At 40.9% G+C, this 26,573-nt stretch carries 34 protein-coding genes, 4 pseudogenes and 1 riboswitch; of the genes and pseudogenes, 19 read left to right on the forward strand and 19 right to left on the reverse strand.

The features are described 5' to 3' along the window. Positions 1–16: 16 nt before the first annotated feature. From KUH03_RS34670 to KUH03_RS34705, 8 genes and pseudogenes are all read left to right on the forward strand, one after another. Complete coding sequence (locus tag KUH03_RS34670) at positions 17–682, forward strand: urease accessory protein UreF (protein WP_257089021.1); 666 nt, start codon at positions 17–19, stop codon at positions 680–682. Between the two features lie 11 nt (positions 683–693). Next, entirely contained in the window at positions 694–1,332 is a 639-nt protein-coding gene (ureG, locus tag KUH03_RS34675) for an urease accessory protein UreG (RefSeq protein WP_257089023.1), read from the forward strand. A 2-nt stretch (positions 1,333–1,334) separates the two neighbouring features. Next, positions 1,335–1,463 carry a hypothetical protein gene (locus KUH03_RS34680; RefSeq protein ID WP_257089025.1) on the forward strand — a complete coding sequence of 43 codons (129 nt, stop codon included), beginning with the start codon at positions 1,335–1,337 and terminating at the stop codon, positions 1,461–1,463. A 5-nt stretch (positions 1,464–1,468) separates the two neighbouring features. Then, positions 1,469–2,124 (forward strand): annotated as a pseudogene (locus KUH03_RS34685) (urease accessory protein UreD). 43 nt (positions 2,125–2,167) lie between these two features. Beyond that, entirely contained in the window at positions 2,168–3,058 is an 891-nt protein-coding gene (locus tag KUH03_RS34690) for an urea transporter (RefSeq protein ID WP_257089027.1), read from the forward strand. Positions 3,059–3,082: 24 nt separating this feature from the next. Next, a complete protein-coding gene (locus KUH03_RS34695) occupies positions 3,083–3,331 on the forward strand; it encodes a hypothetical protein (protein WP_257089029.1) in 249 nt (82 codons plus the stop codon). Further along, positions 3,325–3,594 carry a hypothetical protein gene (locus KUH03_RS34700; protein WP_257089031.1) on the forward strand — a complete coding sequence of 90 codons (270 nt, stop codon included), beginning with the start codon at positions 3,325–3,327 and terminating at the stop codon, positions 3,592–3,594. Before KUH03_RS34695 ends, KUH03_RS34700 begins: the two co-directional genes overlap by 7 nt. 130 nt (positions 3,595–3,724) lie before the next feature. Beyond that, positions 3,725–3,880, forward strand: a complete 156-nt coding sequence (locus tag KUH03_RS34705; protein ID WP_257089033.1) for a hypothetical protein — start codon at positions 3,725–3,727, stop codon at positions 3,878–3,880. Here the strand turns inward: KUH03_RS34705 and KUH03_RS34710 are convergent. The 3 genes from KUH03_RS34710 to KUH03_RS49655 all read right to left on the reverse strand — a co-directional run bounded on the left by KUH03_RS34710 (position 3,877) and on the right by KUH03_RS49655 (position 6,050). Beyond that, complete coding sequence (locus tag KUH03_RS34710) at positions 3,877–4,764, reverse strand: AraC family transcriptional regulator (RefSeq protein ID WP_257089035.1); 888 nt, start codon at positions 4,762–4,764, stop codon at positions 3,877–3,879. The genes KUH03_RS34705 and KUH03_RS34710 overlap by 4 nt on opposite strands. 282 nt (positions 4,765–5,046) lie before the next feature. After that, positions 5,047–5,583 (reverse strand): DUF1572 domain-containing protein, encoded by a 537-nt coding sequence (locus KUH03_RS34715; protein WP_257089037.1) that lies wholly within the window; start codon positions 5,581–5,583, stop codon positions 5,047–5,049. 233 nt (positions 5,584–5,816) lie between these two features. Beyond that, positions 5,817–6,050 carry a GIN domain-containing protein gene (locus tag KUH03_RS49655; protein WP_373564880.1) on the reverse strand — a complete coding sequence of 78 codons (234 nt, stop codon included), beginning with the start codon at positions 6,048–6,050 and terminating at the stop codon, positions 5,817–5,819. Between KUH03_RS49655 and KUH03_RS34720 the strand changes: the two genes are divergently transcribed. After that, positions 5,950–6,165: a hypothetical protein gene (locus tag KUH03_RS34720; RefSeq protein WP_257089039.1), complete on the forward strand. Its 216-nt coding sequence runs from the start codon at positions 5,950–5,952 to the stop codon at positions 6,163–6,165. The two genes, KUH03_RS49655 and KUH03_RS34720, sit on opposite strands and share 101 nt — an antisense overlap. On the opposite strand, the gene KUH03_RS34725 is transcribed toward KUH03_RS34720, so the two are convergent. From KUH03_RS34725 to KUH03_RS34805, 14 genes and pseudogenes are all read right to left on the reverse strand, one after another. Further along, a complete protein-coding gene (locus tag KUH03_RS34725) occupies positions 6,155–6,559 on the reverse strand; it encodes a DUF2807 domain-containing protein (RefSeq protein WP_257089041.1) in 405 nt (134 codons plus the stop codon). The two genes, KUH03_RS34720 and KUH03_RS34725, sit on opposite strands and share 11 nt — an antisense overlap. Positions 6,560–6,781: 222 nt before the next feature. Continuing rightward, positions 6,782–7,435 (reverse strand): thiaminase II, encoded by a 654-nt coding sequence (tenA, locus tag KUH03_RS34730; RefSeq protein WP_257089043.1) that lies wholly within the window; start codon positions 7,433–7,435, stop codon positions 6,782–6,784. Then, entirely contained in the window at positions 7,419–8,261 is an 843-nt protein-coding gene (gene thiD / locus KUH03_RS34735) for a bifunctional hydroxymethylpyrimidine kinase/phosphomethylpyrimidine kinase (RefSeq protein ID WP_257089045.1), read from the reverse strand. Before thiD ends, tenA begins: the two co-directional genes overlap by 17 nt. Further along, positions 8,258–8,888, reverse strand: a pseudogene (thiE, locus tag KUH03_RS49660) (thiamine phosphate synthase). Before thiE ends, thiD begins: the two are co-directional and overlap by 4 nt. Continuing rightward, positions 8,878–9,015: a hypothetical protein gene (locus KUH03_RS34755; protein ID WP_257089053.1), complete on the reverse strand. Its 138-nt coding sequence runs from the start codon at positions 9,013–9,015 to the stop codon at positions 8,878–8,880. The pseudogene thiE and the gene KUH03_RS34755 overlap by 11 nt, the downstream one beginning before the upstream one ends. Positions 9,016–9,118: 103 nt before the next feature. Continuing rightward, positions 9,119–9,679, reverse strand: coding sequence for a hydroxyethylthiazole kinase (gene thiM, locus KUH03_RS34765; RefSeq protein WP_257089057.1), 561 nt, complete (start codon positions 9,677–9,679; stop codon positions 9,119–9,121). A 79-nt stretch (positions 9,680–9,758) separates the two neighbouring features. Beyond that, positions 9,759–9,850, reverse strand: a riboswitch (TPP riboswitch). 403 nt (positions 9,851–10,253) lie between these two features. Beyond that, the gene (locus KUH03_RS34770; protein WP_257089059.1) at positions 10,254–10,670 is read right to left on the reverse strand and encodes a VanW family protein; all 417 of its coding nucleotides are present in this window, start codon (positions 10,668–10,670) and stop codon (positions 10,254–10,256) included. Between the two features lie 93 nt (positions 10,671–10,763). Then, on the reverse strand, positions 10,764–11,495 hold the full coding sequence (locus tag KUH03_RS34775) for a hypothetical protein (protein ID WP_257089061.1): 732 nt from the start codon (positions 11,493–11,495) through the stop codon (positions 10,764–10,766). Positions 11,496–11,536: 41 nt separating this feature from the next. Next, the gene (locus KUH03_RS34780) at positions 11,537–12,079 is read right to left on the reverse strand and encodes a hypothetical protein (protein WP_257089063.1); all 543 of its coding nucleotides are present in this window, start codon (positions 12,077–12,079) and stop codon (positions 11,537–11,539) included. A 132-nt stretch (positions 12,080–12,211) separates the two neighbouring features. Next, entirely contained in the window at positions 12,212–12,805 is a 594-nt protein-coding gene (locus KUH03_RS34785) for a dienelactone hydrolase family protein (protein ID WP_306429850.1), read from the reverse strand. Then, complete coding sequence (locus KUH03_RS34790) at positions 12,781–12,954, reverse strand: hypothetical protein (RefSeq protein WP_257089065.1); 174 nt, start codon at positions 12,952–12,954, stop codon at positions 12,781–12,783. The genes KUH03_RS34785 and KUH03_RS34790 overlap by 25 nt, the downstream gene beginning before the upstream one ends. Before the next feature lie 101 nt (positions 12,955–13,055). Next, on the reverse strand, positions 13,056–13,904 hold the full coding sequence (locus tag KUH03_RS34795; protein ID WP_257089067.1) for an NAD(P)-dependent oxidoreductase: 849 nt from the start codon (positions 13,902–13,904) through the stop codon (positions 13,056–13,058). Positions 13,905–14,057: 153 nt separating this feature from the next. Beyond that, positions 14,058–14,378 (reverse strand): Crp/Fnr family transcriptional regulator, encoded by a 321-nt coding sequence (locus KUH03_RS34800; protein WP_257089069.1) that lies wholly within the window; start codon positions 14,376–14,378, stop codon positions 14,058–14,060. A 2-nt stretch (positions 14,379–14,380) separates the two neighbouring features. Beyond that, a complete protein-coding gene (locus KUH03_RS34805; protein ID WP_257089071.1) occupies positions 14,381–14,683 on the reverse strand; it encodes a hypothetical protein in 303 nt (100 codons plus the stop codon). 405 nt (positions 14,684–15,088) lie between these two features. On the opposite strand from KUH03_RS34805, the gene KUH03_RS34810 reads away from it, so the two are divergent. From KUH03_RS34810 to KUH03_RS34830, 5 genes and pseudogenes are all read left to right on the forward strand, one after another. After that, positions 15,089–15,670 (forward strand): carboxypeptidase-like regulatory domain-containing protein, encoded by a 582-nt coding sequence (locus KUH03_RS34810; RefSeq protein WP_257089073.1) that lies wholly within the window; start codon positions 15,089–15,091, stop codon positions 15,668–15,670. Continuing rightward, positions 15,667–16,206, forward strand: coding sequence for a hypothetical protein (locus KUH03_RS34815; RefSeq protein WP_257089075.1), 540 nt, complete (start codon positions 15,667–15,669; stop codon positions 16,204–16,206). The genes KUH03_RS34810 and KUH03_RS34815 overlap by 4 nt, the downstream gene beginning before the upstream one ends. A gap of 11 nt (positions 16,207–16,217) precedes the next feature. Further along, positions 16,218–17,687: pseudogene (locus KUH03_RS34820) on the forward strand (TonB-dependent receptor domain-containing protein); the annotation flags it as partial. 101 nt (positions 17,688–17,788) lie between these two features. Continuing rightward, positions 17,789–18,172 (forward strand): hypothetical protein, encoded by a 384-nt coding sequence (locus KUH03_RS34825; protein WP_120258474.1) that lies wholly within the window; start codon positions 17,789–17,791, stop codon positions 18,170–18,172. Between the two features lie 281 nt (positions 18,173–18,453). After that, positions 18,454–19,410 carry a tetratricopeptide repeat protein gene (locus KUH03_RS34830; RefSeq protein ID WP_257089079.1) on the forward strand — a complete coding sequence of 319 codons (957 nt, stop codon included), beginning with the start codon at positions 18,454–18,456 and terminating at the stop codon, positions 19,408–19,410. Positions 19,411–19,603: 193 nt separating this feature from the next. Here the strand turns inward: KUH03_RS34830 and KUH03_RS34835 are convergent, their stop codons facing one another. Further along, entirely contained in the window at positions 19,604–20,485 is an 882-nt protein-coding gene (locus KUH03_RS34835) for a prephenate dehydrogenase (RefSeq protein WP_257089081.1), read from the reverse strand. A gap of 84 nt (positions 20,486–20,569) precedes the next feature. Then, a complete protein-coding gene (locus tag KUH03_RS34840) occupies positions 20,570–21,571 on the reverse strand; it encodes a pyridoxal phosphate-dependent aminotransferase (RefSeq protein ID WP_257089083.1) in 1,002 nt (333 codons plus the stop codon). A 426-nt stretch (positions 21,572–21,997) separates the two neighbouring features. Between KUH03_RS34840 and KUH03_RS34845 the strand changes: the two genes are divergently transcribed. The 5 genes and pseudogenes from KUH03_RS34845 to KUH03_RS34865 all read left to right on the forward strand — a co-directional run bounded on the left by KUH03_RS34845 (position 21,998) and on the right by KUH03_RS34865 (position 26,514). Then, positions 21,998–23,821: an ABC transporter ATP-binding protein gene (locus KUH03_RS34845; RefSeq protein WP_257089085.1), complete on the forward strand. Its 1,824-nt coding sequence runs from the start codon at positions 21,998–22,000 to the stop codon at positions 23,819–23,821. Positions 23,822–23,954: 133 nt separating this feature from the next. Further along, positions 23,955–25,152 (forward strand): annotated as a pseudogene (locus tag KUH03_RS34850) (radical SAM protein). Between the two features lie 118 nt (positions 25,153–25,270). Beyond that, positions 25,271–25,522: a histidine phosphatase family protein gene (locus KUH03_RS34855; RefSeq protein WP_257089087.1), complete on the forward strand. Its 252-nt coding sequence runs from the start codon at positions 25,271–25,273 to the stop codon at positions 25,520–25,522. Continuing rightward, positions 25,491–25,793 (forward strand): histidine phosphatase family protein, encoded by a 303-nt coding sequence (locus KUH03_RS34860; protein WP_257089089.1) that lies wholly within the window; start codon positions 25,491–25,493, stop codon positions 25,791–25,793. The genes KUH03_RS34855 and KUH03_RS34860 overlap by 32 nt, the downstream gene beginning before the upstream one ends. Then, a complete protein-coding gene (locus KUH03_RS34865) occupies positions 25,786–26,514 on the forward strand; it encodes a menaquinone biosynthetic enzyme MqnA/MqnD family protein (RefSeq protein WP_257089091.1) in 729 nt (242 codons plus the stop codon). The genes KUH03_RS34860 and KUH03_RS34865 overlap by 8 nt, the downstream gene beginning before the upstream one ends. The last annotated feature ends 59 nt before the right edge of the window (positions 26,515–26,573 follow it).

The following is a 26,573-nucleotide window of genomic DNA, read 5'->3' on the forward strand; positions in this document are numbered from 1 at the left end:
TACTTTTCTGGGCAAGTTGCTCCATCTCGCAGATCCGACGCTACCGATCGGTGGATTTACCCATTCAAATGGGCTGGAAACCTATGTGCAGCAGGGCTTAGTCTGTGATAAAGCAACTACTGACAAATATGTGCGCCATAATTTATGGTACAATCTAAAGTATAACGATGCTGCCCTAATGAAATTGGCCTACGAGGCCACCACATCCGAGGATTTAAATGCATTGATCGCTTTGGATCAGGAGTGTACAGCATTGAAGAGTCCAAAAGAAATCCGGGAAGCCAGTAAAAAACTGGGCGTACGCATTTACAAAATATTTAGCCGTTATCAACAACAGGATTTTGTTATTGCCTGGGGCAAATTAATTCAGAAAAAGGAGGTAGATAGCCATTATTGCTTGATGTATGGTATGCTGGCTTCGTTATTGGAAATTCCTTTGGAAGAAGCATTACATGGCTTTTATTACAATGCGGCCATCACCATGGTGACGAATGCCGTGAAACTCGTGCCGCTCGGACAGCTCGATGGTCAGGATATTCTTTTTGGCCTCCACGATGATATACTTGGGCTTTGTCACGAGACTTTAGCAGTTGAACGAAATTTAGTGGGGCTGTGCAATATCGGATTTGATATCCGCTGCATGCAACACGAACGATTATATTCTAGAGTTTATATCTCTTAAAATCAAATAAAATGGAAAATAGAAAATATGTTAAGATCGGTGTCGGCGGTCCTGTGGGTTCCGGCAAAACAGCGTTATTGGAAAGATTGAGCAGACGTCTGGTAAATGAGTTAGATCTGGCGGTTATTACAAATGATATCTACACCAAAGAAGATGCGGAGTATATGGCGAAAAATAGCTTATTACCTCGCGAACGTATTATCGGTATTGAAACAGGAGGTTGTCCACATACCGCGATCCGTGAAGATGCGAGTATGAATCTGGAAGCTGTAGACGAACTGGCTAGCCGTTTTCCTGATCTGGAACTTATTTTGATCGAAAGTGGGGGCGACAACCTAACTTCAACCTATAGCCCAGATTTGGCAGATATCACCATTTTCGTAATTGATGTCGCTGAGGGGGAAAAAATGCCACGTAAAGGTGGTCCTGCGATTACACGTTCGGATCTGTTATTGATCAACAAGAAAGACTTGGCGCCTTATGTGGGCGCGAGCTTGGAGGTCATGGAACATGATGCCCGTATGATGCGCAAAGGTGCTCCATTTTTGTTCTCCAATTTGAAAACTGGCGACGGTCTGGAAGAGATTGTGGGCTGGATCAAGAAATATGCATTGCTTCAGGATATTGAAGAACCTAATTTACTTCGTTAATTATGATTTGTTCTTTAGCCGTCAAAATAGCACATCGTGAAGGGAAATCCTTTATGAAGGATGCTTATGTCACTCAACCTTTTCGCATTGTCCCTGTCGGTCAATATCAAAAGACAATGCGGCTTATTTGATGATCATGAGTTCCTCACCGGGATTATTGGATGGTGATGATCATCAGATCAAAATTGATATTGCGCCGGGAGCAAAATTACAGTTGCAGACGCAGGCTTATCAGCGTCTGTTTCATATGAAGGGGCATTCTTCGCAAACAATGCAGGTGAGTCTGGGCGAAGATTCCGTGTTTTCCTATGTTCCTCACCCAGTGGTGCCACAACATTCCTCTCATTTTTTGAGTCACAACATTATCCATCTTGCTTCCAATTGCCATCTACTACTGAGTGAAATCGTGACCTGTGGAAGGAAAATGTCGGGGAGGAATTTCAGTACAATCATTTTCAGAATCTGACGGAATGTTATGTGAATGGTCGACTGGTTGTAAAAGATAATGTGCTGTTACAACCCGATCGTATGCCCATTCAGGGATTGGGCATTCTGGAAGGATACACACACCAAGGGACGCTGATCTATCTGAATAGTGCCGGGTTAAGTCCAGATGAATGGATCGAAGCATTCTATGAAAAATATGGGGAAACCAAGGATGTTGCCTTTGGTATCAGTGCTTTGCAACATGATGGTTTTATGGTGCGTGTGTTGGGGTATGGTGCTGAGCAACTTTACCTTCTTTTTAAAGAGATGCAAAGTGCTTTATGGGAAAAATTATTCCTGAATTAAATAACGGGGACTGAATACAATTTTTAAATAACAAATTATTCTAATGAAAAATAACATCCTGGCTTTTGTTAAAGCTGTTTTTAAGGGATTTGGACAGATTATGTTACAGGGTAACATCTGGACCGGAGTCCTGTTTATTGGGGCTATTATTTATGATTCCGCACTCATGGGATTTGCTGGGATACTGGCGAATCTTGTCGGGGTAATAACAGCGAAATTGATGAAGTTTGACGAAGACCATATTAATGATGGGCTCTTTGGATTTAATGCCACATTATATGGGATTGCGTTGGTCTTTTATTTTCAGGCTAATATCTGGGTATGGGCTGCCTTGATCATCGGTTCTGCATTGACTACGATTTTAATGGGCTTTGCACTGAAGAAAAATATTCCTGTATTTACGTTTCCATTTATCATGATCACCTGGATTGCGCTATATGTATTGAGTATTCCAGAATTGGCTTTACGGACCGTTCCAGAGCACTTTGTGGATATTCAGGAAATGGACGATTTCCTTATTGAGGGACATGCCTTTGGTCAGGTTATTTTTCAGGGTAGCTTAGTTGCGGGTCTGATCTTTTTCATTGGTGTTTTTATCAGTAAGCCAATCGCGGCGTTATATGCTTCTGCAGCTGTAATCATTAGCGTTTATATATCGCATCATGGGCATGAATCAACCGATATGACGAATAACGGGATCTTTAGCTTCAACGCAGTGTTATGCGGGATTGCTTTGAGCGGGCAACGCGTCAGAGATGGTATTTATGTACTCATTGCGGTTATTATAGCAACCTATTTTGACCATTTCCTGATCCACAATGGTTGGACGACGCTAACGTTTCCTTTTGTGGTCGCGATGTGGGCAATGGAGCCTATCAAACGACTGGACAATTGGTTGGTGGCTAAATTTTCTGCGACAGCGGAGACATCTTAGTCTTTTTTACTAAAATTTTATCTGATGTTGAAATTTCGTTTAATAAATCTATTCCCAATAATGCTCTTATTGGGAATTCATATAAATACAGTATATGGGCAGGTAAGTCCACCAGGGCTTGGTAAAGCCAAAACGGCCTCCTGGTCGGTGTTGGGCCTGCGACGCAAGTTGGACAGTGCCGGAACAAAGGAAGCACTGACCTATATCGGCCTGGGAACCAAAAGTACACCCGACGACTCAATCCTTTTCATAAGCAGGCTATCTGGGTGTTGAATCATGAGGTCTATCACAAATTTGCACCAAATCAGCAATATAGCTATGCGCTGAGCTACAGGCGTCAAAATGTATATGATGAAAAAGCACCCTACCACAATGAAGGAGTTGAACAGGAATTCCGATTGTATGGACGTTATGCCTATACTTTTAAACTGTCTGAACGCTGGAAATGGAAAAATACACTACGACAGGAGTTCCGGAAATTTTTACTGCAGACTTTCACAAGGCAGAAGAGAATTTTCAGTTTAGAACCCGACTGAAATCGCAGTTGAATTTTAAAATATCCGATAAAAATAAGCAGGAACTGGCGCTGAGTGCCGAAGGTCTTTTGCAATCAGTAAACTGAACGAACCGGATGCTTGGTCGAGCTTTGGTTACAAGGAAACACGTTTGGGTTTTTACTATATGACAGATATCCCAAAGACGCCTTTACGATTGGATGTAGGCTACATGAATGATCTGATCAAAGGCTATGATCAAGTGGATTTTGGTGTGCATTATCTGGCGGTTGACCTCATTTGGAACCTGCCTTACCATAAACATTAGTCTGCCATAAACTTATGTTTTCGATAATCACTGGGTGAATACCCGGTGATTTTTTTAAATAGCCTGGTGAAATAGGAGGGCGATTGGAACTTCAGTTCGAAAGCTATCCCCGCAATATCTCTCGTGGCGTCCTGCAAGAGGATCTGACTATGCAAGATGCTGATTTCAGTAATCCATTGCTTGGGTGGCTTATTGGTGGCCTCCTTCACACATTTGTTCAGGTAGTTTTCGGAGATATGCAATAGGTTGGCGTAAAACAATACATTTTTATGGTCAATATGAAACTTTTGGACATATTCCCGAAAGCGAAATGCAATATCCAGTTGCCTGCTCATCGGTGCCTTGGTTTCGATATCCGATTTTATAACCTTCAATAAGATGCACTGCATCATCGAGATACATACCTCCATCACGCGGCCTTCAGTAAAAAGTTCTTCCTCCAAAAGAATCAGCAGCTGCTGAATCCAATGGGCAACGTGCGGCTTTAATGTCGTGAAGGGATGGGAATTGAAAAATTTGATGTCATTGATCCCAAGTTCGATATCAGTGACAATCTCATTTTCGTAAACCACAAAAAAACCTTCAACATCATCGGAGATCGCTAACGTTGCGGTGATATTACCTTGCTTGATATTGATGACTTGATGTTCAGTCAGTGTATAGGAGGCCGATTCCAGGTGTTGAGTCAGGGAACCTTTCGTTACGAAAATTAGAAAATTAAAGGTAGTACGATAGGGAATGACGGGCATTAAAATGCTTCGAAGATAATTTTCGATTCGATAAACCTGGATTTTACTTTCGTTAAATAGATTATGCTCAGAAACATCAGGTAAGAATAACTTTTTATACTCGTAATTGTTGATGATCTTAATCGAATTTTTCATCTGTAAATAATTATAAATTACCTGTCTACGCTCAAGTAGATCATTGAGCTCCCTGTACTTGCTATTTGTTTTGCAACCCTAAACAAGCTAATTCCCATGGGATTGAATCGTAAAGGAATTAGTAACGGTAGATCACACAAATATAATCAATTCTTTGCTAAAGAACACTTAAAACAGTTCCTTCCATGTAACGTTTTAAACGGATTTGTAGTATACGATTGCAATTTAAAAATTTAGGCGAAATGACTGCCCAATCAACAATTGGACAGCTACAACCAATAGTTACAATTTATACTTTTTGCTTTGACCAAATTTTTCTTGGTTAAAATCTGCAGATTTTCCTTTTGGAATGGATAGTGATGTCCATTGCTCATCCTGGCACATTTTTCCGATGTAAACGATCTGCCCTACGTGATAGGGGTAGTGGGCAAGTTGGCGGTGGATCGCCGCCAATACGGTATGTCCTTCTCCGCGGATAAAGATTGTTTTGGTCAGGTCTTGCTCATTTAAAGATTCAAGTGCTTGAAATAAACAATCCCAACCTTCGTTCCACTGTGCGATCAGTTGTGCTCTGCTCATTTCGGTATTTTCGAATTCCATATCGCGGTCTCTTCCCTCTTTTTCACCATCCGAATGTAGAAAGTCTGTCCAACGCGAAAGCATGTTCCCATGGAGGTGTTTCACAATGAGGGCAATACTGTTGCTGGAAGGGTTGAATTGCCAGAACAATTGCTCATCACTCAATTGATCGAAAGTCTTGTCTCCCAAAGATTTGAATTCATGAAATTGCTTGAGGCTACTTGCTAAAAAATTATCCATTGGATTGTGTGTTATGTGTGCTTGTGTTTCTTAGCACAAGATACGAAAATATCAGATGATATCCGGTGAATTGGCTCCTGTTAACAGGCTGTTTGGAAATAAACTAATCCAGTTTCTGACCGATGAGGATAGGCCGAACAGGCAAAAAAAGGTGGCACTGGGGAGGGCGCCACCTTTAGCTAACTAAACATTAAACATAAATAAACAGTCTTTTTTAAAGACCTAAACTAAAATTACATAACGACTCGGCCACTTGTCGATTTGTCAACTTGGACATTTCGTGGCTGATTTTTTAAGGATATCTTTGCCGAGGTAGAAACTTTACCGTGCAGATTATCCTTAACACTTAAGGTAACACCAGCCGATGTGCTGGCATTGACCTCCGCATTGGTTGTTGTAAAAGCGGCCATGTCAACTGATGCGGAGGAGTTGGTATTTAAATCCAGATTCGTCGCACTTCCTGCAATTTCCTGTCTTGACGAACTTGTTGAATTTACCGTTAGATTTTTTGCACTTACATCAGCCGTTAACCTACTCGAGGAACTTGTTGAAAGTGAAATATCATCAGCAATTAATTTTTAAGTGTAATTCTGGCCGATGAAGAAACATTGACAGATATTTTGTTTGCCTTGATGGTTTCGTTGCTGTAGATTGATCCACTGGAAGAAGCCGAAAAACTTGTCGGAATTTTACTCGAATATACCGTTACACGGTTGTTTCTTGCATTTCTGATCTGTGAATTCCGTTTATATTGCACATGTAATATGCCATTTTTAACATTTGTCTCTATCAGCGACAGATGCTCCGCATTGTCAGCTTCAACAACAACTTCATTGCGATTGGATTGAACGTAATCTACACGTAGCGATGTCGCTGCAGAAATGCCATCCGGAGCAGAAATTTTACGGGTTTCACGTTCTTGGGCCTGAGCCACGTATAAAAATGAAATAAAGGCGATGGTTAAAATTCTTTTCATGGTTTTGTCTATTAGTAGTTTTTAATTCTATGCTATTATAATTTTTATTTTAATTTCGAAAAACAGCCTCATTTCCTTCCTTACATCTATAATAGTGGTGCCAAAATTTAAAAACCATGTAAATCGCTGATAAACATCTTTTTTACTTTTAGACGTTTTCTCCTATTGCCCATTTTTGAACAACTGGTGTTCGCTATCGAACAATTTAACTGTTGTTTTTTGTTACCACATTCTCTTTTCGTAAGCTGCCTGCCAGAAATGATATTCCAATCGGGAAGCTGTTATAAATACTTGTCGCATTTTCTCCCGATTTGTTGCAGTAGTTTGTTCAGAAATTTGATCGACGTAATTTTTGGCTTTGTTCACACCCTCGGCGAAGTCCTCACCACTATAGGTATCGATCCATTTGGAATAGGGGTTTTGGTCGCCACTGGCGATCGAAACGATGTGGTCGCCAACTTCTTTATAAATCCAAAAGCAGGGCAAAGTCGCAGCCATAGCGACTTCAATAGGCTCAAAGGCGACCACACTTTTTAAAAAATGCACGTAATGGTGGCAAACGGGTTCTATCTTGTTGTCGTCTTCCGGATCCAGGCCAAATTCTTTAAAATAGTTTTCATGCAGCGCTTTTTCGACGATAAGTGCATTGCGCCCAAATTCAAAATAATCCAGGGCTTGTTGATTATCGGCACTCTTTGCACCGATAAAAGCTAAAACACGTCCAAATTCCTCCAGATAGAAAGCATCCTGGCGCATATAGAATTGAAATTTTTCCAGCGGTAGACTGCCATTGCTCAGCTCGGAAATAAAAGGCATGGCTAAGATATCAGCATAAATTGGTCTTATAGCATCCCAGGCTTTATCGCTCCATTTCATGAAAAATAAGTTTAGAAGGGTTGTGGAAATGATTAAGTGGCCCATTTCCTTTGCCAATAACGAGGTCTTTGCTTGCCTTAATTGCCTCGTGGACATAATCTAAAGCGGTAGCGACAGCCTCAGCAAGGGGGAATTGCTGCGCTAACTGGCTCGCTATTGCTGAAGAAAGAGAACAGCCGGATCCATGTGTATTTTTGCTGTCAATTTTTTCTGATTTAAATACCAACGGTGATGCGTTTTGCTGAAAGAGGAGAGAGGTAAGCTCGCTTGTCTGGAGGTGTCCACCTTTAATAAGGACTGACTGACATCCTTTTTCAAGAAGTTCAATGCCTGCTTTTTCCATTTCTTGGACCTTAGCTATGGTTCTTCCAACAAGTACACTGACTTCATCCAGGTTGGGAGTGATAATCGTCGCTTGTGGAAAAAGCAAGTCCATACATGCCTGTATTGTGTCATCATGAATTAACTTGTGACCACTTGTTGATACCATCACCGGATCAAATACGATTGTTCCACGGTAATCTTTCAAATAGCTGCTGATCAGTTCGACAAGTTCAATCGTGTGAACCATCCCAATTTTGATCGCATCGGGATAAATATCTTCGAAGATCGCATCAAGTTGCTCACGCACAGCTTGGGTCGGTATCTCGTAAATATTCCGCACTCCTTGCGTGTTTTGCACTGGTAATGCCGTTAAGACGTTCATGGCATAACATCCAAGGGCTGATATAGTTTTCGTATCAGCTTGGATACCGGCTCCGCCACTGCCATCAAACCCCGCAATGCTCAGTACAGTGGGCACTGTATATTTTTTCGTTATGTTCATGTTAATAATTCCTTTAATTGAGCGCTACGCTCTCTTGGATTTTTACTTTGGCAAATTGCTGATACGACTGCAATGGAATCTGCGCCAGACAGCCAGGCACTTGCACTGGTATCCAGGTTCATACCTCCGATGGCGATCAAGGGCTTTTCAGTTAGATTACGTAACTCAGCCAATCCACTGATTCCCCAGGTTGTAATGGTGTCTGTTTTGTTTTTGTTGGAAAGATTGGGCTGACACCAAGGTGGTCTACAGCGGCCATCTGTTTGCTGTCAAGTTGTGTCCGATCTTCAAGCGACCAGCCAATTTGAAGACGATGTCCGTATTTTTCCCTTATTGCTATAGGTTGACGATCATTTTGTCCGACATGCACCCCCAGGCCTCGATTTCAATCGCAATATCCACGGCATCATTGATGACCAATGGGATTCCGTAGCGATCGGTAAGCTGTTTTAGCTTCTTGGCTTTTTCCAGAAACCCTGTCGGCGTTTCGTTCTTTTCGCGTAACTGAATAATATCCACACCGCCGATTATGGCTTCTTCGGCAACGTGGAGCCAAGATTGTGGGTAGCAGTCCTGTTCGGAGATAACCAGATACAAGGGGTAAGGAAATAGGGGATTAATTGCCATAATGCTTCAAGTTGAGATGCATCCGGATACGCTCTTCATTCAGCAGATAGAGCTCATCATAGAGGTTCATCTGTAAGGAACCCGGACCAGAGGATCGCGTTGTTGCCAGTTCACCTGCTAAGCTCAAAGGGAGACACCGGCGGTCGCTGCTTCAAAAGGATGGTCTGTGACTGCTAAAAATGCACCGATGAGTGCAGTTGCGCTACAGCCAAGTCCGGTAACCTGGGGCATCAGGGGTGCCCATTGTGTACCTCTGCGGTATGCTGTTCGGACAGGATATAGTCTACCTTTCCGGAGATGCAGATGATAGATCCCAATTGTTCTTGTAATGCTTTACCAAAGCCGATAGCAGCTTTGCTGTCTGCGGTGCTGTCTACTCCTTTGGTATTGACCTGGTTGAAATTGTAAAGGCTCATGATCTCTGATGCATTTCCCCGTATCACAGTGGGCTTTAATTCCAGGAGATTTGCCAATAAGTCATTGCGAAAAGCGGATATTCCCGCACCCACAGGATCCAATACCCAAGGGCGGCCAATGTTATTGGCGTGTTCTGCTGCTACAAGCATGGACTCGGCAGTAAGTTCACTCAATGTGCCGATGTTAAGTACCAACGACTGGGCAAGATCAACAACCTCGCGTACTTCGGATGGACTGTGAACCATGACTGGGGAAGCTCCAAGAGCAAGGAGTGCATTGGCGGTGCTATTCATCACTACCAAATTCGTAATATTATGTACAAGTGGTTTTTGTCGTCTGACCTGTGCTAACAGATCGATAATTAAATCTTCCATTCCTTTTTGTTCGCTATGTTTGTACGTGGCTTTGTCAGGAAGAAATGAGACAGATGGGCTGTCCGGTATATTGTAATATACGTAAGCGGTTGCTTTTCCCTACGCCGGTATAAACCGAATCAGGTTCGAAGGGACTATCTCAATTCTATACAGAATACCCCAAAGCCATATCAAATTTAGACAAAAAAAAGGACTTTTTATAACCCCTGTTTTATTCGGTCCGTGAATGGTAAAAATGACAGCGAGCGATTTGACAGACATTTTCAGTATTAGATGGGAAATAGATTGAACCGACAACGAGTAGAGGATGATGTCAAAATGATCTCGTGCAGCTAAGCTGCTTGTTAAGAATTTATATTGTCTTCAGCTGGCAATTCCGTGTAGTCAGGAGGGGTATAAGTGACGCGGGCAAAATTTTTCGTCAGGAGTTCCGTATCAACAACCTTTCCACCCTGAAATTTTAGGAATTTTTCCCGCCAGATTTCATTTTTTCGATAGAATTGATCTCCTATTTTAAGGAATTGATGCTCCTTTTCAATGACGTGATAGGCAAAATCGAGCTCCTGATCGATCCTCAGTTCACCTTCAAGACATTTTTCGGTAAACCAGAGATTAATCTGAAACGTATAGGGGTATTGTTGGTAAACTGATAGTCACGATAGTTGTAAAATACCGTTGCACCACTTCCGAAAGGTAATACACGCCCATCATCGGGAAACGGATCAAAAGAATGGTGATAACGCTCTGTGACTGTCAGCGGGCTATGGATAACAAGCCAATGGATCAGGTTGGAAATCTGGCAGATTCCACCGCCTATACCTGCCCGTGCTTCGCCAAAAGATAATTCCATCCCCGGAAGATAGCCTTTCTTCTGTGTGGGCTGGCCGACCAGTCTACAGAATGAAAAGGTTTCACCGGGCTGGATCAGTACACCATTGATCTGCTTTGCTGCAATCTTTAGATTGGTCACTTTATTGATCTGCAGCTGCATATTGTTTTCTCCCAGCTTCTTTAATAAAACAGACTGGTGTTTTTGATGCGGTACTGCAGCGCTGTTGTAGACTTGGTTTTTGTGTACTTTTTATTATCCAGTAACCAAATGGCTTTTCTTTGTGTCCTTCTTGCCCAGACAGCGAGAAAATACAGTAAAGGGTGGCGTTGACTTATTAATTTCCGTTTTTTCACTAATGACAAATGATGGTTTATTGCTTGCTTCTATTTCAGTTTGCGCGTTTGAATTATTGAGAATTGGAGGAACTTTCCTTTTTTGTATTGTTTTAGAGGTAATTTTATCCTGTTTGTCAAATACAGTGCTCTCGTATTGGTGGTCGCCCAGGTCCTTTGAGACTATTTTCAATTCCAATGTACCATCACGATAAAACAGATAGGTGCTTTCGTTGTCTTGCACAGCTATTTTGGATTCGGCAGTGAGCTTCCCTGTTGGGTCAAATACCTGCCACGAAGAGAAATTGTCTGCTTTTTGGGTATCATAATAATACAGTGTACGTTTTTCGATAGCGTCATTTAGCCCTGAAACTTCCTCAATAAGCTGCCCATTTTCATTGTAACGGTGGTCGACCCAATGCATCCGTTGGTAAACGAAATGAATGGACTCCTCCCGGATCAATTGATATTGATCATTTAAATGCTGGATGGAGACGGTTCGCCGCTCAGGATCGGTAATGAGAATAGCATGCGGTAAGTATTGATAAATTGTACTAGAGGACCATTTGCTGTTTTGAAGCTGTTGTATCGAATCGATTAATCCCCATTTGTTGTAAAAATATTTGGTGTAATAGTTGACCCCATTAGCCAAATTGTTTGCCGAGAGTTCTTTGCCTCGCTGATAAACGGTTGTTATAATGCCGCTGGGTTTTTCGAGGTTCTCCCCTGTAAAAGTCTGCGAAATATAAGTTCCGTCATATTTGCCTTTTTCTGCGTGGAGTAGATCGGAAGACTGGGGCGGGAAATGACGGCCTCAGCATATTGCCTGGATGGTTTAAACGGAATAGCTGCTATGGAATCGAAGAATAGTTTCGCATCGTATTTAAGCGCTTTTTGAGCTGTACTTGTCTGCTTATTATTTGTCATTATTGGCTTTGCGGCCTGTAGATAGCTTTGACTGTCATAGATCACTTTTGGTCTGCTCTGGCCATCAAACAGGATCATGGCATTTCGTTGTTTGAGGGTCGGTACATCCACTGTCCACTTACGCTTGTTGACAACAAAAGTAAATTTTTGGGCATCTGTTTTTGAGACCAGGAGTTTGGTGGTACTATAGGGAACCTGTCTAATAATTTCATTTGCCTTTTGATCATGGAGACGCATCGCGAAATCCGTTGATTTATCGGATTCATTGGTAACGAACAAGATCGCTTGGGTAGGTGCCCCGATTTCCATTGATTTTATCGTTTGGGATCGTGCCACAGTCGTACAAAACAAGAGTACCAATAACTGGAAAATAATGGGATGGGGCGCTATTGATCTGGAATGACAGTTCATTTGAATAGGGAAGCTTTGGCTTTATATGCTTTAGTTTAGTACTTCTTTTAGGAATAGTAAAGTATGCTCCCAAGCACGTTTGGCCATGACAGGATTATATTCAGGTGATTCCGGATTGGTAAAGGTATGGCCAGAATTGGCATAGGTAATGATCTGCCAGTCCGCTTTTCCTTCATTAAGTTCCTTGACTAACCCATCATAATCTTCTTTTGATACACTTTTGTCAGCGGCGGGATGTTCAACCAATACTTTCACATTGATCGCTGCATTAGGTCTGTCGGCTGATTTGGAGAGTCCACCATGAATACTGACCACTCCTGCCACAGGAAAACCAGCGCGTGCTGTTTCCAGTGCTCCGGTTCCGCCAAAACAGTAACCGATTACTGCAATTTTTTCGGAATCAGCTCCAGCTTCCTTCAATTGTTTCAGAGCAGCCGCAATGCGCTGCTGATAGGCCTTGTAGTCTGCTTTATAATGGCTGGCGATTTTCGAAGCCGCTGTATTGTCGGCGGGGATATTTCCTTCACCATAGATATCGGCAATGAAAGCAATATAACCTTCTTTTTCAAGTTGCAATGCGGCTTGTTTCGCCTCGTTATCTATGCCTTTCCATGCGGGTAAAATAAGGACCGCAGGCCCTTTTTGTTGGCGTTGGACGTGATAAGTCCGTTCAGTTGCTGTGTTCCGTCTTTGTAGGATACTTGTTTTAACTCCTGTGCTTTCATACCCATGGTAACCATAGTTAATAGAAAAAATGTCAAAGCTGTTTTCATCTGTTCTTAATTTTTTTAGCCGTCAGATGGCCTGTGTGATTAAAGATAATACCGCTGTTTCCGGTGAAAATCCTTCGTGTGCTTGATAAACAAATTTAGGCTCAGGAAGGTTTTATTGATTCAATAATTCCGATCACATCCAATTGTCCCAAACCGCTGTCATGCGCCTTTTGATAGGTGTCGAGCAAGGTGCCAAGAAGGGGATAGGAGGCTCCCGCCTGTTGTGCCAACCGGATATCTTTTAACATCAGATCCAGCGCAAATGCTGCGGTATAATTTCCTTCAACGAGCAAAGGTGTTTTTACTTTTGTTGCTCCGCTACCACTGGCACTATCGTTGATAATCTCTAGCATTTCACTACGTTCAATCCCTAATTGATCAGAGAATAAGATGGTTTCGGCCAAACCTTGATAGATGATTGATAGAAAATAATTTATGGCTAGTTTGGCGGCAATACCTTTGCCACTTTCACCAAGATGTTTAATGGATTTTCCCATCTTCTCAAGGTAAGGTCTGGCACGTTCAAGGTCGGTCTGTTCTCCGCCGACCATAATGATCAATGTACCTTCGGCAGCAGGTTTGGTACTTCCAGCGACCGGAGCATCCAGAAATGCGGCACCTTTCGCTTTTAGCTTATTGGCAAGATTGATACTCACATCTTGAGCGATGGTACTCATATCCACAAATAATTTTCCGCTGATAGGCTGTTCAAGAATTTTACCGTAAACCTCCTCGACGGCGGTATCGTTTGTCAGCATGGTGAAAACCACATCACTGGACCCGATCAGATCTGTGACTTCACTATAAACAGTTGATTGTGCTGCAAAGTCTGTTGTTCTGGCGATGTTTCTGTTGTAAACGGCAAGCGGAAATCCTGCTTTTTCAAGGTTTTTTGCCATGGGATTCCCCATATTTCCTAATCCTATAAATCCTATGTTTTCTGTTTTCATATTAAATTGTGTCATGTGAATCGAACATTCAGCTCACAATAAAGGTACAAATGTTTTTGGATCTATAGGGCGTAAAGCTAGGACAACAATAGGAGGTATTTAAATTCGATAGTATAAGCTCCATATCCGTTTGATATGAATTTATTTCTGCTGTTAAATCAATACTCTGATCTCATTCCTGAGCAGTACAATCTTATCTTCATTTTCCAATTTTTTTAAGATCCGAGAGACGACAACACGGGAAGTGTTCAGATCGGATGCAATATCTTGATGGGTGAGGGTTAGAATCCGGTCGTTGGTAAGATTTACTTTAGCTTTTAGGTAATTGAGGATACGTTCTTCCATATTGGAGAATGCAAGATTATCTACAGCCTGGAGCATTTCATTCATCCGGCTGGCATAACTCGATATAATGAAATTCCGCCAGGAAGGGTACTTTCCCATCCAGTCATTGACCTGTTCATTGGGGATCATGGCTACGGTTGTATCCTTTTCAGCCCGAGCCCGAATTTCACTTTTTTATTTCCCAGACAACAGGCGATAGACATAGTACAGGTCTGTCCCTGTTCAAGATAATAGAGTAAGAGTTCTCCTCTGGCTTCATCCTCGCGGACGACTTTGATCGCTCCCGCTAACAATAAGGGCATTGCGCTGATGTATTGATCGGTATCGATGATGAGGTCGCCTTCACGGAAAGTTTTGATGCGAGCATTCTTTATAATTTCTTCAATCAATGCAGGTTCAAGAACACCTGCGTAAGCTTGTTCAATGGACAACATAGTTTTTTATTAGTACTTAAATATAGCCATTTTGATCTTAGGGATGCTGTGTTTGATTAAAAACGCTAAGACCTTATGCTCCGCTGTAATAATAAAGGATGTCTCAGGTAGATATCCGGATAAAAAACAGAAATAAAAGAATGTGTTGACTTATTCAAAGGAGACAAAATTTTATTCTAACTACTTTTGATATATTTTCATTAAAACAATGTTTTTGTTGTATTCCTATTAACGGGCTTAATTTTGACTTGCTGTTTTGATTCTAAAATCAAGCTTAATCTATGGAAGATTAAAATTTGAAGTTAATATAAACGGACTGTTTACAGTTGTGCTAGTGTTAAAATTAGTTAAAAAGACAATCAATTCCTAATTTTGCGGCACAAAAACAAAACAATCACATCTAAGATGAAAAAGTCTTTACTTTTTTTTGCACTTGTTTTTGCTAGCTATGGCGCGGTTCATGCACAAACGGCAAATACTAGTTCGGTTTCAGGAGTTGTAAAAGAGGCTACTGGACAAACAGTTAAAGGAGCAACCATTAAAATTACCCACATCCCAAGTGGACAAGTTGTAAGCGGCTCAGCTGATGCTCAAGGAAAATTTCAAATTTCAAATCTTCAAGAGGGAGGTCCCTACAAAGTTGAAGTGACCTACATTGGTGAAAAACCAGTTGTCATTGAAAACATCATGTTGAAATCGGGCGAATCGTTGAATATTAATCCGACTTTTTCGGAGGGTACTTCAACGGATTTAGATGAGGTTGTTGTTGTTGGTCATGGTGTTATTGATATTGCTGCTGGGAGAAAAACGCCTATCGCAGTTTCAACGATTAATAGACTTGAAATTGAAGAAAAAGTAGGTGCGCAAGATATCACGTCAACTTTGGCGAATACGCCATCAGTTTACATTACAGGGCAGGCGAAAGGTTTTGGTGAATCTTCAATGACTACACGTGGTTTTGACCAATCAATACAGCATTTTTATTGAATGGTCAGCCGGTGAATGGAATGGATAATGGCCGTGTATATTGGTCTAACTGGTCTGGCCTTACAGATATTGCTTCTTTGGTACAGATCCAACGTGGTTTGGGTTCTTCCAAACTAGCGATTTCATCTGTAGGGGGAACAATCAACTTTGTAACCAAGTCCACAGATATGAAAGAAGGCGGTTTTGTGCGGACGACAGTCGGTAATGATATGTTGATGAAAGGAACTGTAGGCTATAGTACTGGAATGATGAAAAACGGTTTTGCTGTTTCAGCAATGTTTACGCATTGGTCCGGTGATGGATATGTGAATGGTACGCAAGGGCAGGGACAAAATTATTTCTTGTCTGTGGGTTATAAAGCGAGCGATAAGCATAACTTTAACTTAATGGTTACTGGTGCTCCACAATGGCATAATCAAGGTTTCACTTCAACATTGGACAACTACTTGAAAAATGGAAGAAGATACAATAGTAATGTCGAGACAGTTAATGGTACCGAAGTTAACTACCGTAAAATTACTACCATAAACCGGTAGCCAATTTCAACTGGGACTGGACTATTGATGATAAATCTTCATTATCTACCGTTGTTTATGCTTCAGTAGCGAGTGGTGGTGGTCAAACCAAGAGAACAGATAAATTCAATAAAGGCCCTTACCTAGCAGCTGATGTAAACAATCACCAGTGGTATGGTATCGTTTCTAACTATAACCGTAAATTAAATGAGAATTTAAATTTCAATGTTGGATTCGATTTGCGTGATTATAAAGGTGAGCACTATCGTCAGGTAACGGATATGTTGGGTCAGTCATCAATTGCCAACGTAGGTAACGTAAACTTGGGCAATAATGTCTTTATTACAGAAACTTATTCAACCAATCCATGGAAGGCATTTTCAAGCCAACCGAAATCGACAGAAAATAGATTAGCATGGGATTATGAGCAAATGATCCGTTACGGCGGCTTATTTGGTCAATTGGAATATGCTAAAAATGGTTTTACAGCGTTTTTCCAAGGGTCAGTTTCGCAACAGCAAAATAGCCGTAGAGAATATTATTTAGAGAAACCCGAGAACTCAAAATCGGAAAATGTTAATAATTTTGGATATAACACCAAAGGAGGTGTAAGCTATACCTTAGGCAAACATAGTCTTTTTGCTAATGCTGGTTACTATTCACGTCAGCCTTATCAGAACAATATCTTCATGAACTATAGAAATGACGTGAACCCTTATGCGGAGAACGAGAAGATCTTAGGTCTTGAATTAGGGTATAAATTTATGTCAAGATACATTGATGTGAATGTGAATGCTTATAAGACAACATGGGAAAATAGGGTGACTGGTAACTCAAGAAATGCTTCAAAAGCAGATGTTGCAAAGTATAATCCAACCAATGATCCGAACATCTTAGTAGAGGGAGATTATCTTTATTTCTCAAATTATGGTGTAAAACAGAACCACAAAGGGGTAGAGTTGGATTTTGCTGCTCGTCCGTTCAGAGGATTTACTGTTAAAGGTTTTGCGTCTATCGGTGATTGGAAATATGATGGCGAATCAGTTTCAATTGTCCGTAATGAAAACCGGGTAGAATTGGCAACCGAAAAGGTCGATTTAACTGGTGGTCAAGTTGGGGATGCTGCGCAAACAACCTATGGTTTAGGTGCCAAGTATTTTATCACAAGAGGTTTATCTGTTGATGGAGACTGGAGATCTTACGATCGTTTGTATTCTTCAAGACAAGCTGGTCAGGGCAAAGTATTAGAATTGCCTTCCTACCAACTTGTTGATGCAGGTGTTTCTTATAAAATAGATATCAGTGATAAAAACGCAATAAGTTTTAGATTTAACATCAATAACTTATTGAACAAGTTCTATATTTCTGAGGCGACTACAAATATTTTTGAAAACACGAAGGCCGGCGAGACGAATGAATATTGGAATGGAATCAATACCTCTAACACAGTATTGATCGGTCTAGGAAGAACCTGGAACGCTTCAGTGAAATTCACATTCTAATAAGATACCCTATTTAGTATTAAAAAGACTCACATTATTGTGGGTCTTTTTTGTTTTTTAATAAAAACTTAATACTTTTAGGTGATCTAACTGCCAACCTGATGTTGCATAAATTAATTTGTCTGGAAAATTTACAGATAGGTACCGTTTATTTTTCCGCTTTTGTGGTAAACCTGGATGGTGGAAATACCGGTTTTGCTTTATTTATTAACCAAGAAAATGACCCGATTTTTATTTTTCGAAAAGAGAAGAAAAATGAAGTGTCTTTTCATGTCAATGAAGACCAGTTTTTTTGGATTGTAAGAAATAGTCAGTTCACAGCCGGTGAACGCCAAAGCTTTTTCGCGGAGTTTGTTGAGTTCTTACGTTTAATGGAAGATAAGGTTTCTAATTATGTCTTTAAACGTGAAAAGCTAGTCAGATTTACGAATTCGAGGGATATCGTTCGGTACAAATATCTCTATTTGACCGGTGAACTGAATTAAATCGTTTCTATTTAAGTAGGAAAGCGAGGCGGTTAAATTTCTTTTGTATTGAAATTTAGCTTAGTTTTGGGTATGAAGCTAATGATATCAAATCTATCTGTTACCCTTCGGGGCGATGCTGTTACAGCAGCGGATTTTAAACTTCCTCACCTGTATTGCTTGCTAAATTTTCTTTTTGCCAATTTCGTCTTTTTTTTCCAACGGATATCATTCCCTTTTCCCCGGATGAGTTTGATCACATCCAACAAGAAGGCATCAAGCTCCTGTTAAAGGGCTTTTCGATGGGGATTATTGCTGATAACGATCCTGTGCAAGTCCTGGAGGAGGTCATCGCGCTGTCAAACAGTGCGCTGGCATACAGTTACCTTGGACTCTATTATTTTAAGATAAAAGCCTACGAAGAAGCAATCGCTGTTTATAGTAGGGCAATTGAATCCTTTAAAGAGGAACCTTATTTTTACGCAAGCCGATGCTTGGTCTATCGCTTGATTGGCGAAGATGAGGGCGCATTTTATGATTACCAGATTGCCAAAAGATTGGATTTTAATTATCACAGTGTATTGGAATGGCAGGAAAATCAGGCCGAATTGAGCTATTTTGAAGCCGAAAATCTGGTTATTCAAGAGCTGGAATCTACACCCAAAGAACTCAGTACGGACGAGCTGAATTCATTAGGACTTGAATACGTCCATTGTTATGATTATCTGAAGGCGATCGAATTGTATACCTCGGCCATCAATAAAAATACAACAGGAGATAGTAACCTCTTTGTTTTCAGAGGAAGTCTCTATCTAAAATTGACCTGCTTTGAGTTGGCTTTAAATGATTTTAATCGGGCGATCGAGCTGGATGAAAATCAAACTGCTGCCTATGTATTCCGTGCTAAGGTGTTTGAATCTTACCGCTATTCCGAAAAAGCACTTAACGATTATGCGAAAGCGGAAGAAAATGACAGCAACTCATCTATTGTGTATGAAGAACGGGCTTCCTTATTGGAACGTCTGGGCTGTCTACCTGAGGCATTGTCTGATTTCGACCGTTTGGTCGAACTGAATCCTGATGACTTTTATGTGTATTCTTTGCGGGCAGATCTCAAGGGAAAACTGGAGGACATGCATGGCGCATTGGTAGATTATTCTACAGCTATTGACTTGAATCCTTATTATTCGGATTTATATTCTTATCGTGCTGCTATCAAAGAAAAGCTCGGTGATGCAGTGGGGCCAAGCTCGATTTAGATAAGTTTAATGAATTGGAAGACGAATAAAACCATAAAAAGAAAAGCTTCCCCAGGAGAATTGAATAGAGACTGCGGGGAGCATGAATACAATTAAATAGAAACGGGGCTATCCGAATTTGGATAGCCCGTTTGTATTTTTAGTTGAGCTCCACGGGAGCCTGTGATTGTTCTATGTTAAACCAGTTCAGACCCTACTTAATGATACGTTTAATCTTATTTGAACGCTTGATGAGTTTATGCAACTTGTCATAATCTTCGCTGGCGATTGAATCATGTAAGGATTGCAATTGTTTGATATGCTCTTCCAGGACTTCCAGTACATTTTCGCGATTCTGTTTGAAGATAGGTGTCCACATATCGGGTGAACTTTTAGCCAGACGGACTGTAGATTCAAAACCTGATCCTGCCAGCTCAAATATACGCCCCTGCGATTTCTCCTTTTCCAATACTGTCAATGCTAATGCGAATGAAGTAAGGTGGGAGATATGCGAAACATAAGCTGTATGCACATCGTGTTCGTCCGCATTCATGAAGCAGGTACGCATCTCCAGTTGATCCGTGATCGCATCAGTAACTTCGAATGCATCTTCATCCGTTCTAAAGGCCTCAACATAGACCATCATCTTGCCCTTGAAAAGGCCTGCTACGGCTGCTTCAGGGCCAGAATATTCCGTACCAGCCATCGGGTGAGCTGCAATATAGCGACCTCTATTGGGGTGATCTTTGATTTTGTTCAGTATGTTAGTCTTGGTAGACCCCATATCAATAACGACCTGGTCCGTCACCTGATCGAGGATCTGAGGAACTACCTGCAAAATCGCATCAACGGGAATAGTCAATATAAGTACCTTACAGTTCTTTATTGCTTCTTCCAAAGTCATTGCTTCGTCGATAAAGCCTATCTGCTTGGCTTTATCAAGATTTTTTTCGCTTTTATCTACACCAATGATCTTACTGCAGAATTTTGTTTCTTTTAAGCGGATGGCAACTGAGCCGCCAATTAAGCCTACGCCTACGATGGCAATATTCATATGTGAATAATTATTTATTCGTGTTTGTCTTTCAAAGCCCATAATGAAATACCCGGATTCTATTTATTTGTCTGCTGTAATCGCGGATATTTCATCGGATTGAAATGTTAATTTTGAAAAATGTGTCTAGAAGTTATCCTTAATACGTTGGATGGATTCTTCAAGAACTTCTACTGTCGCACAGAGACTGATGCGGATATACTGATTTCCTCCATCTCCAAAAATCCCTCCCGGTGTGATAAACACGCGTGCTTTGTCCAAGACAGCATCGCTAAGCGCATAACCATCCTTATAGGAATTCGGGATTTGAGCCCATACAAATAAACCAACCTGATCTTTTTGGTATGAACAGCCCAGTAAGTTCATGATTTCATAGACTTTAAGACGTCTATCTGCATAAATTTTATTAAGATCTTGATACCATGAAGCTTCCAGTTGTAAGGCTTTTGCCGCCGCCAATTGAACAGGTAAAAACATCCCGGAATCCATATTGCTTTTAAAACGTAACACCTGGTTGATACGCTCTTCGCTACCAACCAATGCTCCGACTCTCCAACCAGCCATATTGGATGATTTGCTCAATGAATTTAATTCTATCGCGACCTCTTTTGCGCCTTCCACGCTCATGATACTACGTGGTTTGTCCGTCAGGATAAAACTATAGGGATTGTCATGACAGATAAGAATATTGAATTCCTTTGCAAATTCAATCAGTTCTTTATAAAACGCATCCGATGCTGAGGCACCCGTAGGCATGTGCGGATAATTGATCCACATTAACTTGACGTTTGACAGATCTTGTTTCCGAAGTTCGTCAAAGTCAATCAGCCAATTTTTTTCCTGCGTAAGCTTATAGGTGATCGACTCCGCCCCACTCAATCTTACAGCCGCAGCATAGGCCGGGTAGCCGGGATTGGGGATTAAAGCTTTGTCTCCTTCCTGTAGGTAGGTCATGCAAATATGGACAATACCTTCTTTCGATCCAATCAGTGGTAAGATTTCCGTATTGGGATTAAAAGTGGCTTGATAATAGCGTTGATACCAATCGGCAACAGCCTGTCTTAAAGCTGGAGCTCCTTTGTAATTTTGATAGCCATGTACATTTGGAAGTTGGGCATTCGTATTCAATGTCGCTATTACCTCCGGGTGAGGGGTAAGTCAGGACTTCAATTCCTAGATTGATTACACGTGCACCCTGTTTGTTAAGCTCATCTATTTCCCTTAGTTTTTTCGAGAAGTAGTATTCTTCAGTTTGCTGCAATCTTTTGGCAACGTCTATTTGCATTTTATTTTTAATAATTTTGGTATTTGAATGAAGCTAAATTAGGGAATTATCTATAAAAAGTAGCTATTTTTGTCTTTTTTCAAATGAATAGCATGTTCATCGTTTCACACTGACCCTTGGGAATTTTATTGAATAGAACTGTATGAGTGCTTTTCTTGATTAATTTGTTATTTTTGTTCAATTTCCTCGCTTAATAGAATTTTAATGGAAGAGGAGAGGGCGACAAATTATTTTTTTGTATCAAATTAATTTGTCTTAGTTCAAAATAAATGAAAACATATTTTAGGCTCTTATCATTTGCTAAACCCATTGAGAAATTTGCGATTCCTTATGTAATCTGCACCTTGATTACGGTTGTTTTTAGCACTTTAAATTTAGCATTACTCGCTCCATTACTCCACACACTTTTTAATTCCGGTAAATCTGTCACTGAAGTTGTAAAACCCGAGACTTATACGGATATTTTGGCTTGGTTTAATTACTATGCGAATGTAGCAAATAACCAACTTGGTGCTTATGGGGCATTAAAGTACGTTTGTATTGTTATCGTAATCTCCGTATTTATCAGTAATCTTTTTCGTTATTTCTGCCAGCGGATTATGGAAAATTTTCGTATCCACACCTTGTTGAAACTACGCAGGGCAGTATTTGACAATGTGATGGATCTGCATGTCGGTTATTTTACGGGACAGCGGAAAGGAGATATCGTTTCCAAGGTTGCTTCCGATGTACAGGTTGTGCAGTATTCCGTTACGGGTACTTTACAAGTCGTATTCAAAGAACCTTTGCAGCTGATCGCCTATATTGTGATGTTGTTTAATATCTCGGCCAAGCTGACCTTCTTTTCTTTGTTGGTTATTCCGATTTCAGCATTTTTTATAGCACGAATTGTAAAAAATTTAAAAAGCCAGGCGCGTTCAGCTCAGGAATCCTATGGAAATATGATATCCTATCTGGATGAAGCATTATCGGGTATCAAAATCATCAAAGCCTTTAATGCAGTCTCTTTTATCAAAAATAGATTTCATAATGAGAACGAACGATATGCCAATATTGGTCGGGCAATGGCGAAGAGACAACAATTGAGTTCTCCGGTTTCGGAGCTGCTTGGAGTGATGATGGTTGCCATTATTTTGTTGTATGGTGGGCATTTGGTGCTATCTGGAGATAAAAGTTTGACAGCACCTGCATTTATCGCTTATATAGCCATTTTCTCGCAAGTGATGCGCCCGGCAAAAGCATTGACAGATGCTTTTAGTGGTATTCATAATGGTCTTGCAGCAGGAGAACGGGTGTTGGAATTAGTTGATGAACGCAGTGAGGTGACCGACAAACCGAATGCGAAAAAGGTCGAAAGCTTTGAGCAACGTATTGTTTTCAAAGATGTAAATTTCGCTTATACAAAAGATAAGAAGATCCTTCAGGGGATAGACCTTGAGATTGAAAAGGGAAAAGTAGTGGCTTTGGTTGGTCCTTCAGGTGGCGGGAAATCAACATTGGTGGATCTCATCCCACGATTTATGGATGTCACTGACGGACAGATCCTTTTTGACGGTATAGATCTAAGGGATCTGGATCAGGATTCTTTACGGAGTATGATCGGGGTGGTCAATCAGGAATCCATTTTATTTAATGATACGATTTTCAATAATATCGCATTTGCCAATCTAGCCGCTAGTCAGGAGGAAATCGAAGCAGCAGCAAAAATAGCCAATGCACATGAGTTTATTCTAAAGACAGATCAGGGGTACCAAACCAATATTGGTGATCGTGGCGGTAAATTGTCGGGTGGGCAGCGTCAGCGGATCTGTATTGCACGGGCGGTATTGAAAAACCCACCGATTATGCTGCTCGATGAGGCCACTTCGGCCCTGGATACCGAATCCGAAAAATTAGTACAAGATTCCCTCTATAAATTGATGGATAATCGGACCACAGTCGTGATTGCGCATCGTTTGAGCACCATTCAAAATGCAGATAAGATTGTGGTCATCGAAGCTGGGAAAATTGTTGAAACAGGTAGCCATAGTGAATTGCTACAGCATAATGGCTTATATAAGAAGTTAATTGAGATGCAGCAATTTACCGACTAAGCATGTCGTTTTAGGAAAGTTTTATTTGTCTTTCGAGGACTAAACATGACGCAATCCTGAATGAGTGTTATCACATTTTATTATAACTTTTGTCGCCTTTTAGGTACATTTGTTTAAGATAGGAGATACATTAATGAACGCAATAGATAAATTAAATTTCTTGATCAATGATAAACATTTAGACGTTGAATTAAGAAATATAGCCGAGAAAGTTTTGCGAGAGGAGCGTATCACTTTTGATGAAGGAGTTCTTTTATACGAAAAAGGTGAATTAGGCTATCTTGGTGTTCTCGCCAATTATATCCGTGAGAAACGTCATGGCGATCATACCTTCTTTAACCGTAATTTTCACATTGAGCCTACGAATGTCTGTGTATATGACTGCAAATTCTGTTCCTATTCCAGACTGATCAAAGAGCGCGCTGAAGGTTGGGAAATGGAAGTCGATGGCATGATGGATATCGTGAAGAAATATGACAATGAAGCCGTTACCGAAGTGCATATTACAGGTGGGGTTGTGCCAAAGCAAAATCTCGAATTTTATGCAGACTTCTTTAAAAGATGTAAAGCACATCGACCCGAATTACATATTAAGGGACTCACACCAGTAGAATATTATTATATTTTCAAGAAAGCAAAGTTGAGCCACTATGACGGACTGAAATATTTGCAGTCTTGTGGACTCGACTCAATGCCCGGTGGTGGCGCTGAAATCTTTCATCCTGAAATCCGGGAGCAGATTGCGCATGATAAGTGTACAGCTGAGCAGTGGTTAGATATTCACGAGCAAGCTCACCGTCTGGGTATGCATACAAATGCGACGATGTTATACGGTCATATTGAACAATTTTGGCATCGGGTAGACCATATGGAACGTTTGCGACAGCTTCAGGATAAAACGGGCGGCTTCAGACTTTTATTCCATTGAAATTTCGGAATAAAGAGAACCAGATGTCACATATCCCTGAGGTTTCTGTTATCGAAGATTTAAGAAATTATGCGATCGCACGGATCTACATGGATAATTTTGATCATATCAAAGCCTATTGGGCAATGATATCAAGAGATACAGCGCAATTATCTCTGGCTTTTGGTGTGGATGATATTGATGGTACTTTGGACGATACGACCAAAATATACAGTATGGCTGGTGCGGAAGAGCAAAAACCAGGAATGACAACTCAAGAGGTTGTGGAATTGATTAAAAGGTAGGCCGTCATCCCATTGAACGCGACACATTGTATAACGTGGTGACTGACTATAATGATGTTGTCTTTGAAGAGGATACCAAAAAGAAAAATTATTACGCACTACCTGTTGTGAACCCATAAACTAGATCATATTCATTTTGAAAAAGACATTTTATTTTATACGACACGGACAGACTGATCTAAATCTAAAAGGCATCGTGCAGGGAGAGGAGTTGATTCTCCATTAAATGAAACAGGCATGGCCCAGGCTCAGGCTTTCTTTGAACGGTACAATACAGTGCCTTTTGACAAAGTATACACCTCGACTTTATTACGGACCCATCAGACGGTACAGGGCTTTATTGACCAGAATGTGCCCTGGGAACAGCTTGTCGGGTTGGATGAAATTAGCTGGGAATCTACGAAGGGAAAGAGCAGACTCCTGAATTGTTGTCTGGTTTTGAACAATTGGTCGCTGCATGGCGCAACGGAGAATGGATGTCAGTATTGAAAATGGAGAATCTCCCAACGCATTAATGGAACGCCAACAGCTTGCATTGGACCATATGCTGGCCCAAGCAAATGAAGAAAATATCCTTGTTTGCATGCATGGTCGTGCCCTACGCATCATGCTTTGCCTGATGACTGCTATTGATGCCCGATATATGGATGATTTTCCACACACAAATACTGCTTTATATAAATTGCTGTACAATAATGGTCAATTTGAAATTATAGACCATTATAATACAGACCACTTAGAAGCATTGATGAATGAATAAAATTAGAGTTTCAGCCGTATCATATACAAACACATATCCGTTTTTGAACGGAATACGCAAATCAAAGGTAATGGATCAGATTGATCTCAGTGTCGATTATCCAAGTGCCTGCGCACAAAAGGTAATAGATGACGAGGCAGATATGGGAATTATCCCGACTGCCGCACTACTCAGTCTTCCTGAATATTATATCAATACGGATTTTTGTATCGGAACTGAAGGTGCCGTTGATTCGGTGTTTATTTTTTCCAATAAACCTATTACGGAGGTGGAGACCCTTAGACTGGATAAGCAATCGCGTACTTCTAATGGCCTTGCCCGTGTGCTGTTAAAGAATTACTGGAAACGCGAGGTTCAGCTGATTACAGACGACAGTGTGGAACCAGATGCCTATGTTCTGATCGGGGATCGTACTTTCGGTAAAAAGAATACTGTACCCTATGTCTATGACTTGGGGAAGGAATGGTTTGATTTTACAGGGTTGCCGTTTGCGTTTGCCCTGTGGGTAAGCAATAAAAAGTTACCTGAATCATTTGTGAAAGATTTCAATGATGCCCTCGCTTATGGTGTAGCCCATGCGACCGATGTAATTACGGGGCTGCCCGAATTTGAAGGGTTTGACTATACAAAATATTTAACGGCACATCTTGATTTTCATCTCACGGATCAAAAACGGGAAGCTGTACAACGCTATCTGGGCTATTTAAAAGATTTGGATTAATCAAATAAAGCGCAATGCGCTACAAAAAAAAAGAGGTTTGTTTAACAAACCTCTTTTTT

The organism is Sphingobacterium sp. E70 (assembly GCF_019285695.1).
GTDB classification, from domain to species: domain Bacteria; phylum Bacteroidota; class Bacteroidia; order Sphingobacteriales; family Sphingobacteriaceae; genus Sphingobacterium; species Sphingobacterium detergens.

Bases quoted from the DNA above. Each gene is read 5' to 3' on its own strand.
- KUH03_RS34865 (WP_257089091.1), top strand. From the start codon at position 25,786: ATGAATAAAATTAGAGTTTCAGCCGTATCATATACAAACACATATCCG.
- KUH03_RS34715 (WP_257089037.1), bottom strand. From the start codon at position 5,583: ATGGATAATTTTTTAGCAAGTAGCCTCAAGCAATTTCATGAATTCAAA.
- KUH03_RS34690 (WP_257089027.1), top strand. From the start codon at position 2,168: ATGAAAAATAACATCCTGGCTTTTGTTAAAGCTGTTTTTAAGGGATTT.
- KUH03_RS34680 (WP_257089025.1), top strand. From the start codon at position 1,335: ATGATTTGTTCTTTAGCCGTCAAAATAGCACATCGTGAAGGGAAATCC.
- thiD (WP_257089045.1), bottom strand. From the start codon at position 8,261: ATGAACATAACGAAAAAATATACAGTGCCCACTGTACTGAGCATTGCG.
- KUH03_RS34790 (WP_257089065.1), bottom strand. From the start codon at position 12,954: ATGAAAACAGCTTTGACATTTTTTCTATTAACTATGGTTACCATGGGT.
- KUH03_RS34800 (WP_257089069.1), bottom strand. From the start codon at position 14,378: ATGATCCCCAATGAACAGGTCAATGACTGGATGGGAAAGTACCCTTCC.
- KUH03_RS34770 (WP_257089059.1), bottom strand. From the start codon at position 10,670: ATGCAGCTGCAGATCAATAAAGTGACCAATCTAAAGATTGCAGCAAAG.
- KUH03_RS34860 (WP_257089089.1), top strand. From the start codon at position 25,491: ATGGCGCAACGGAGAATGGATGTCAGTATTGAAAATGGAGAATCTCCC.
- thiM (WP_257089057.1), bottom strand. From the start codon at position 9,679: ATGGAAGATTTAATTATCGATCTGTTAGCACAGGTCAGACGACAAAAA.
- KUH03_RS34835 (WP_257089081.1), bottom strand. From the start codon at position 20,485: ATGGGCTTTGAAAGACAAACACGAATAAATAATTATTCACATATGAAT.
- KUH03_RS34805 (WP_257089071.1), bottom strand. From the start codon at position 14,683: ATGTTGTCCATTGAACAAGCTTACGCAGGTGTTCTTGAACCTGCATTG.
- KUH03_RS34810 (WP_257089073.1), top strand. From the start codon at position 15,089: ATGAAAAAGTCTTTACTTTTTTTTGCACTTGTTTTTGCTAGCTATGGC.
- ureG (WP_257089023.1), top strand. From the start codon at position 694: ATGGAAAATAGAAAATATGTTAAGATCGGTGTCGGCGGTCCTGTGGGT.
- KUH03_RS34830 (WP_257089079.1), top strand. From the start codon at position 18,454: ATGGGGATTATTGCTGATAACGATCCTGTGCAAGTCCTGGAGGAGGTC.
- tenA (WP_257089043.1), bottom strand. From the start codon at position 7,435: ATGAAATGGAGCGATAAAGCCTGGGATGCTATAAGACCAATTTATGCT.
- KUH03_RS34795 (WP_257089067.1), bottom strand. From the start codon at position 13,904: ATGAAAACAGAAAACATAGGATTTATAGGATTAGGAAATATGGGGAAT.
- KUH03_RS34825 (WP_120258474.1), top strand. From the start codon at position 17,789: ATGTTGCATAAATTAATTTGTCTGGAAAATTTACAGATAGGTACCGTT.
- KUH03_RS34710 (WP_257089035.1), bottom strand. From the start codon at position 4,764: ATGAAAAATTCGATTAAGATCATCAACAATTACGAGTATAAAAAGTTA.
- KUH03_RS34855 (WP_257089087.1), top strand. From the start codon at position 25,271: ATGGCCCAGGCTCAGGCTTTCTTTGAACGGTACAATACAGTGCCTTTT.
- KUH03_RS34695 (WP_257089029.1), top strand. From the start codon at position 3,083: ATGTTGAAATTTCGTTTAATAAATCTATTCCCAATAATGCTCTTATTG.
- KUH03_RS34845 (WP_257089085.1), top strand. From the start codon at position 21,998: ATGAAAACATATTTTAGGCTCTTATCATTTGCTAAACCCATTGAGAAA.
- KUH03_RS34780 (WP_257089063.1), bottom strand. From the start codon at position 12,079: ATGGAAATCGGGGCACCTACCCAAGCGATCTTGTTCGTTACCAATGAA.
- KUH03_RS34725 (WP_257089041.1), bottom strand. From the start codon at position 6,559: ATGAAAAGAATTTTAACCATCGCCTTTATTTCATTTTTATACGTGGCT.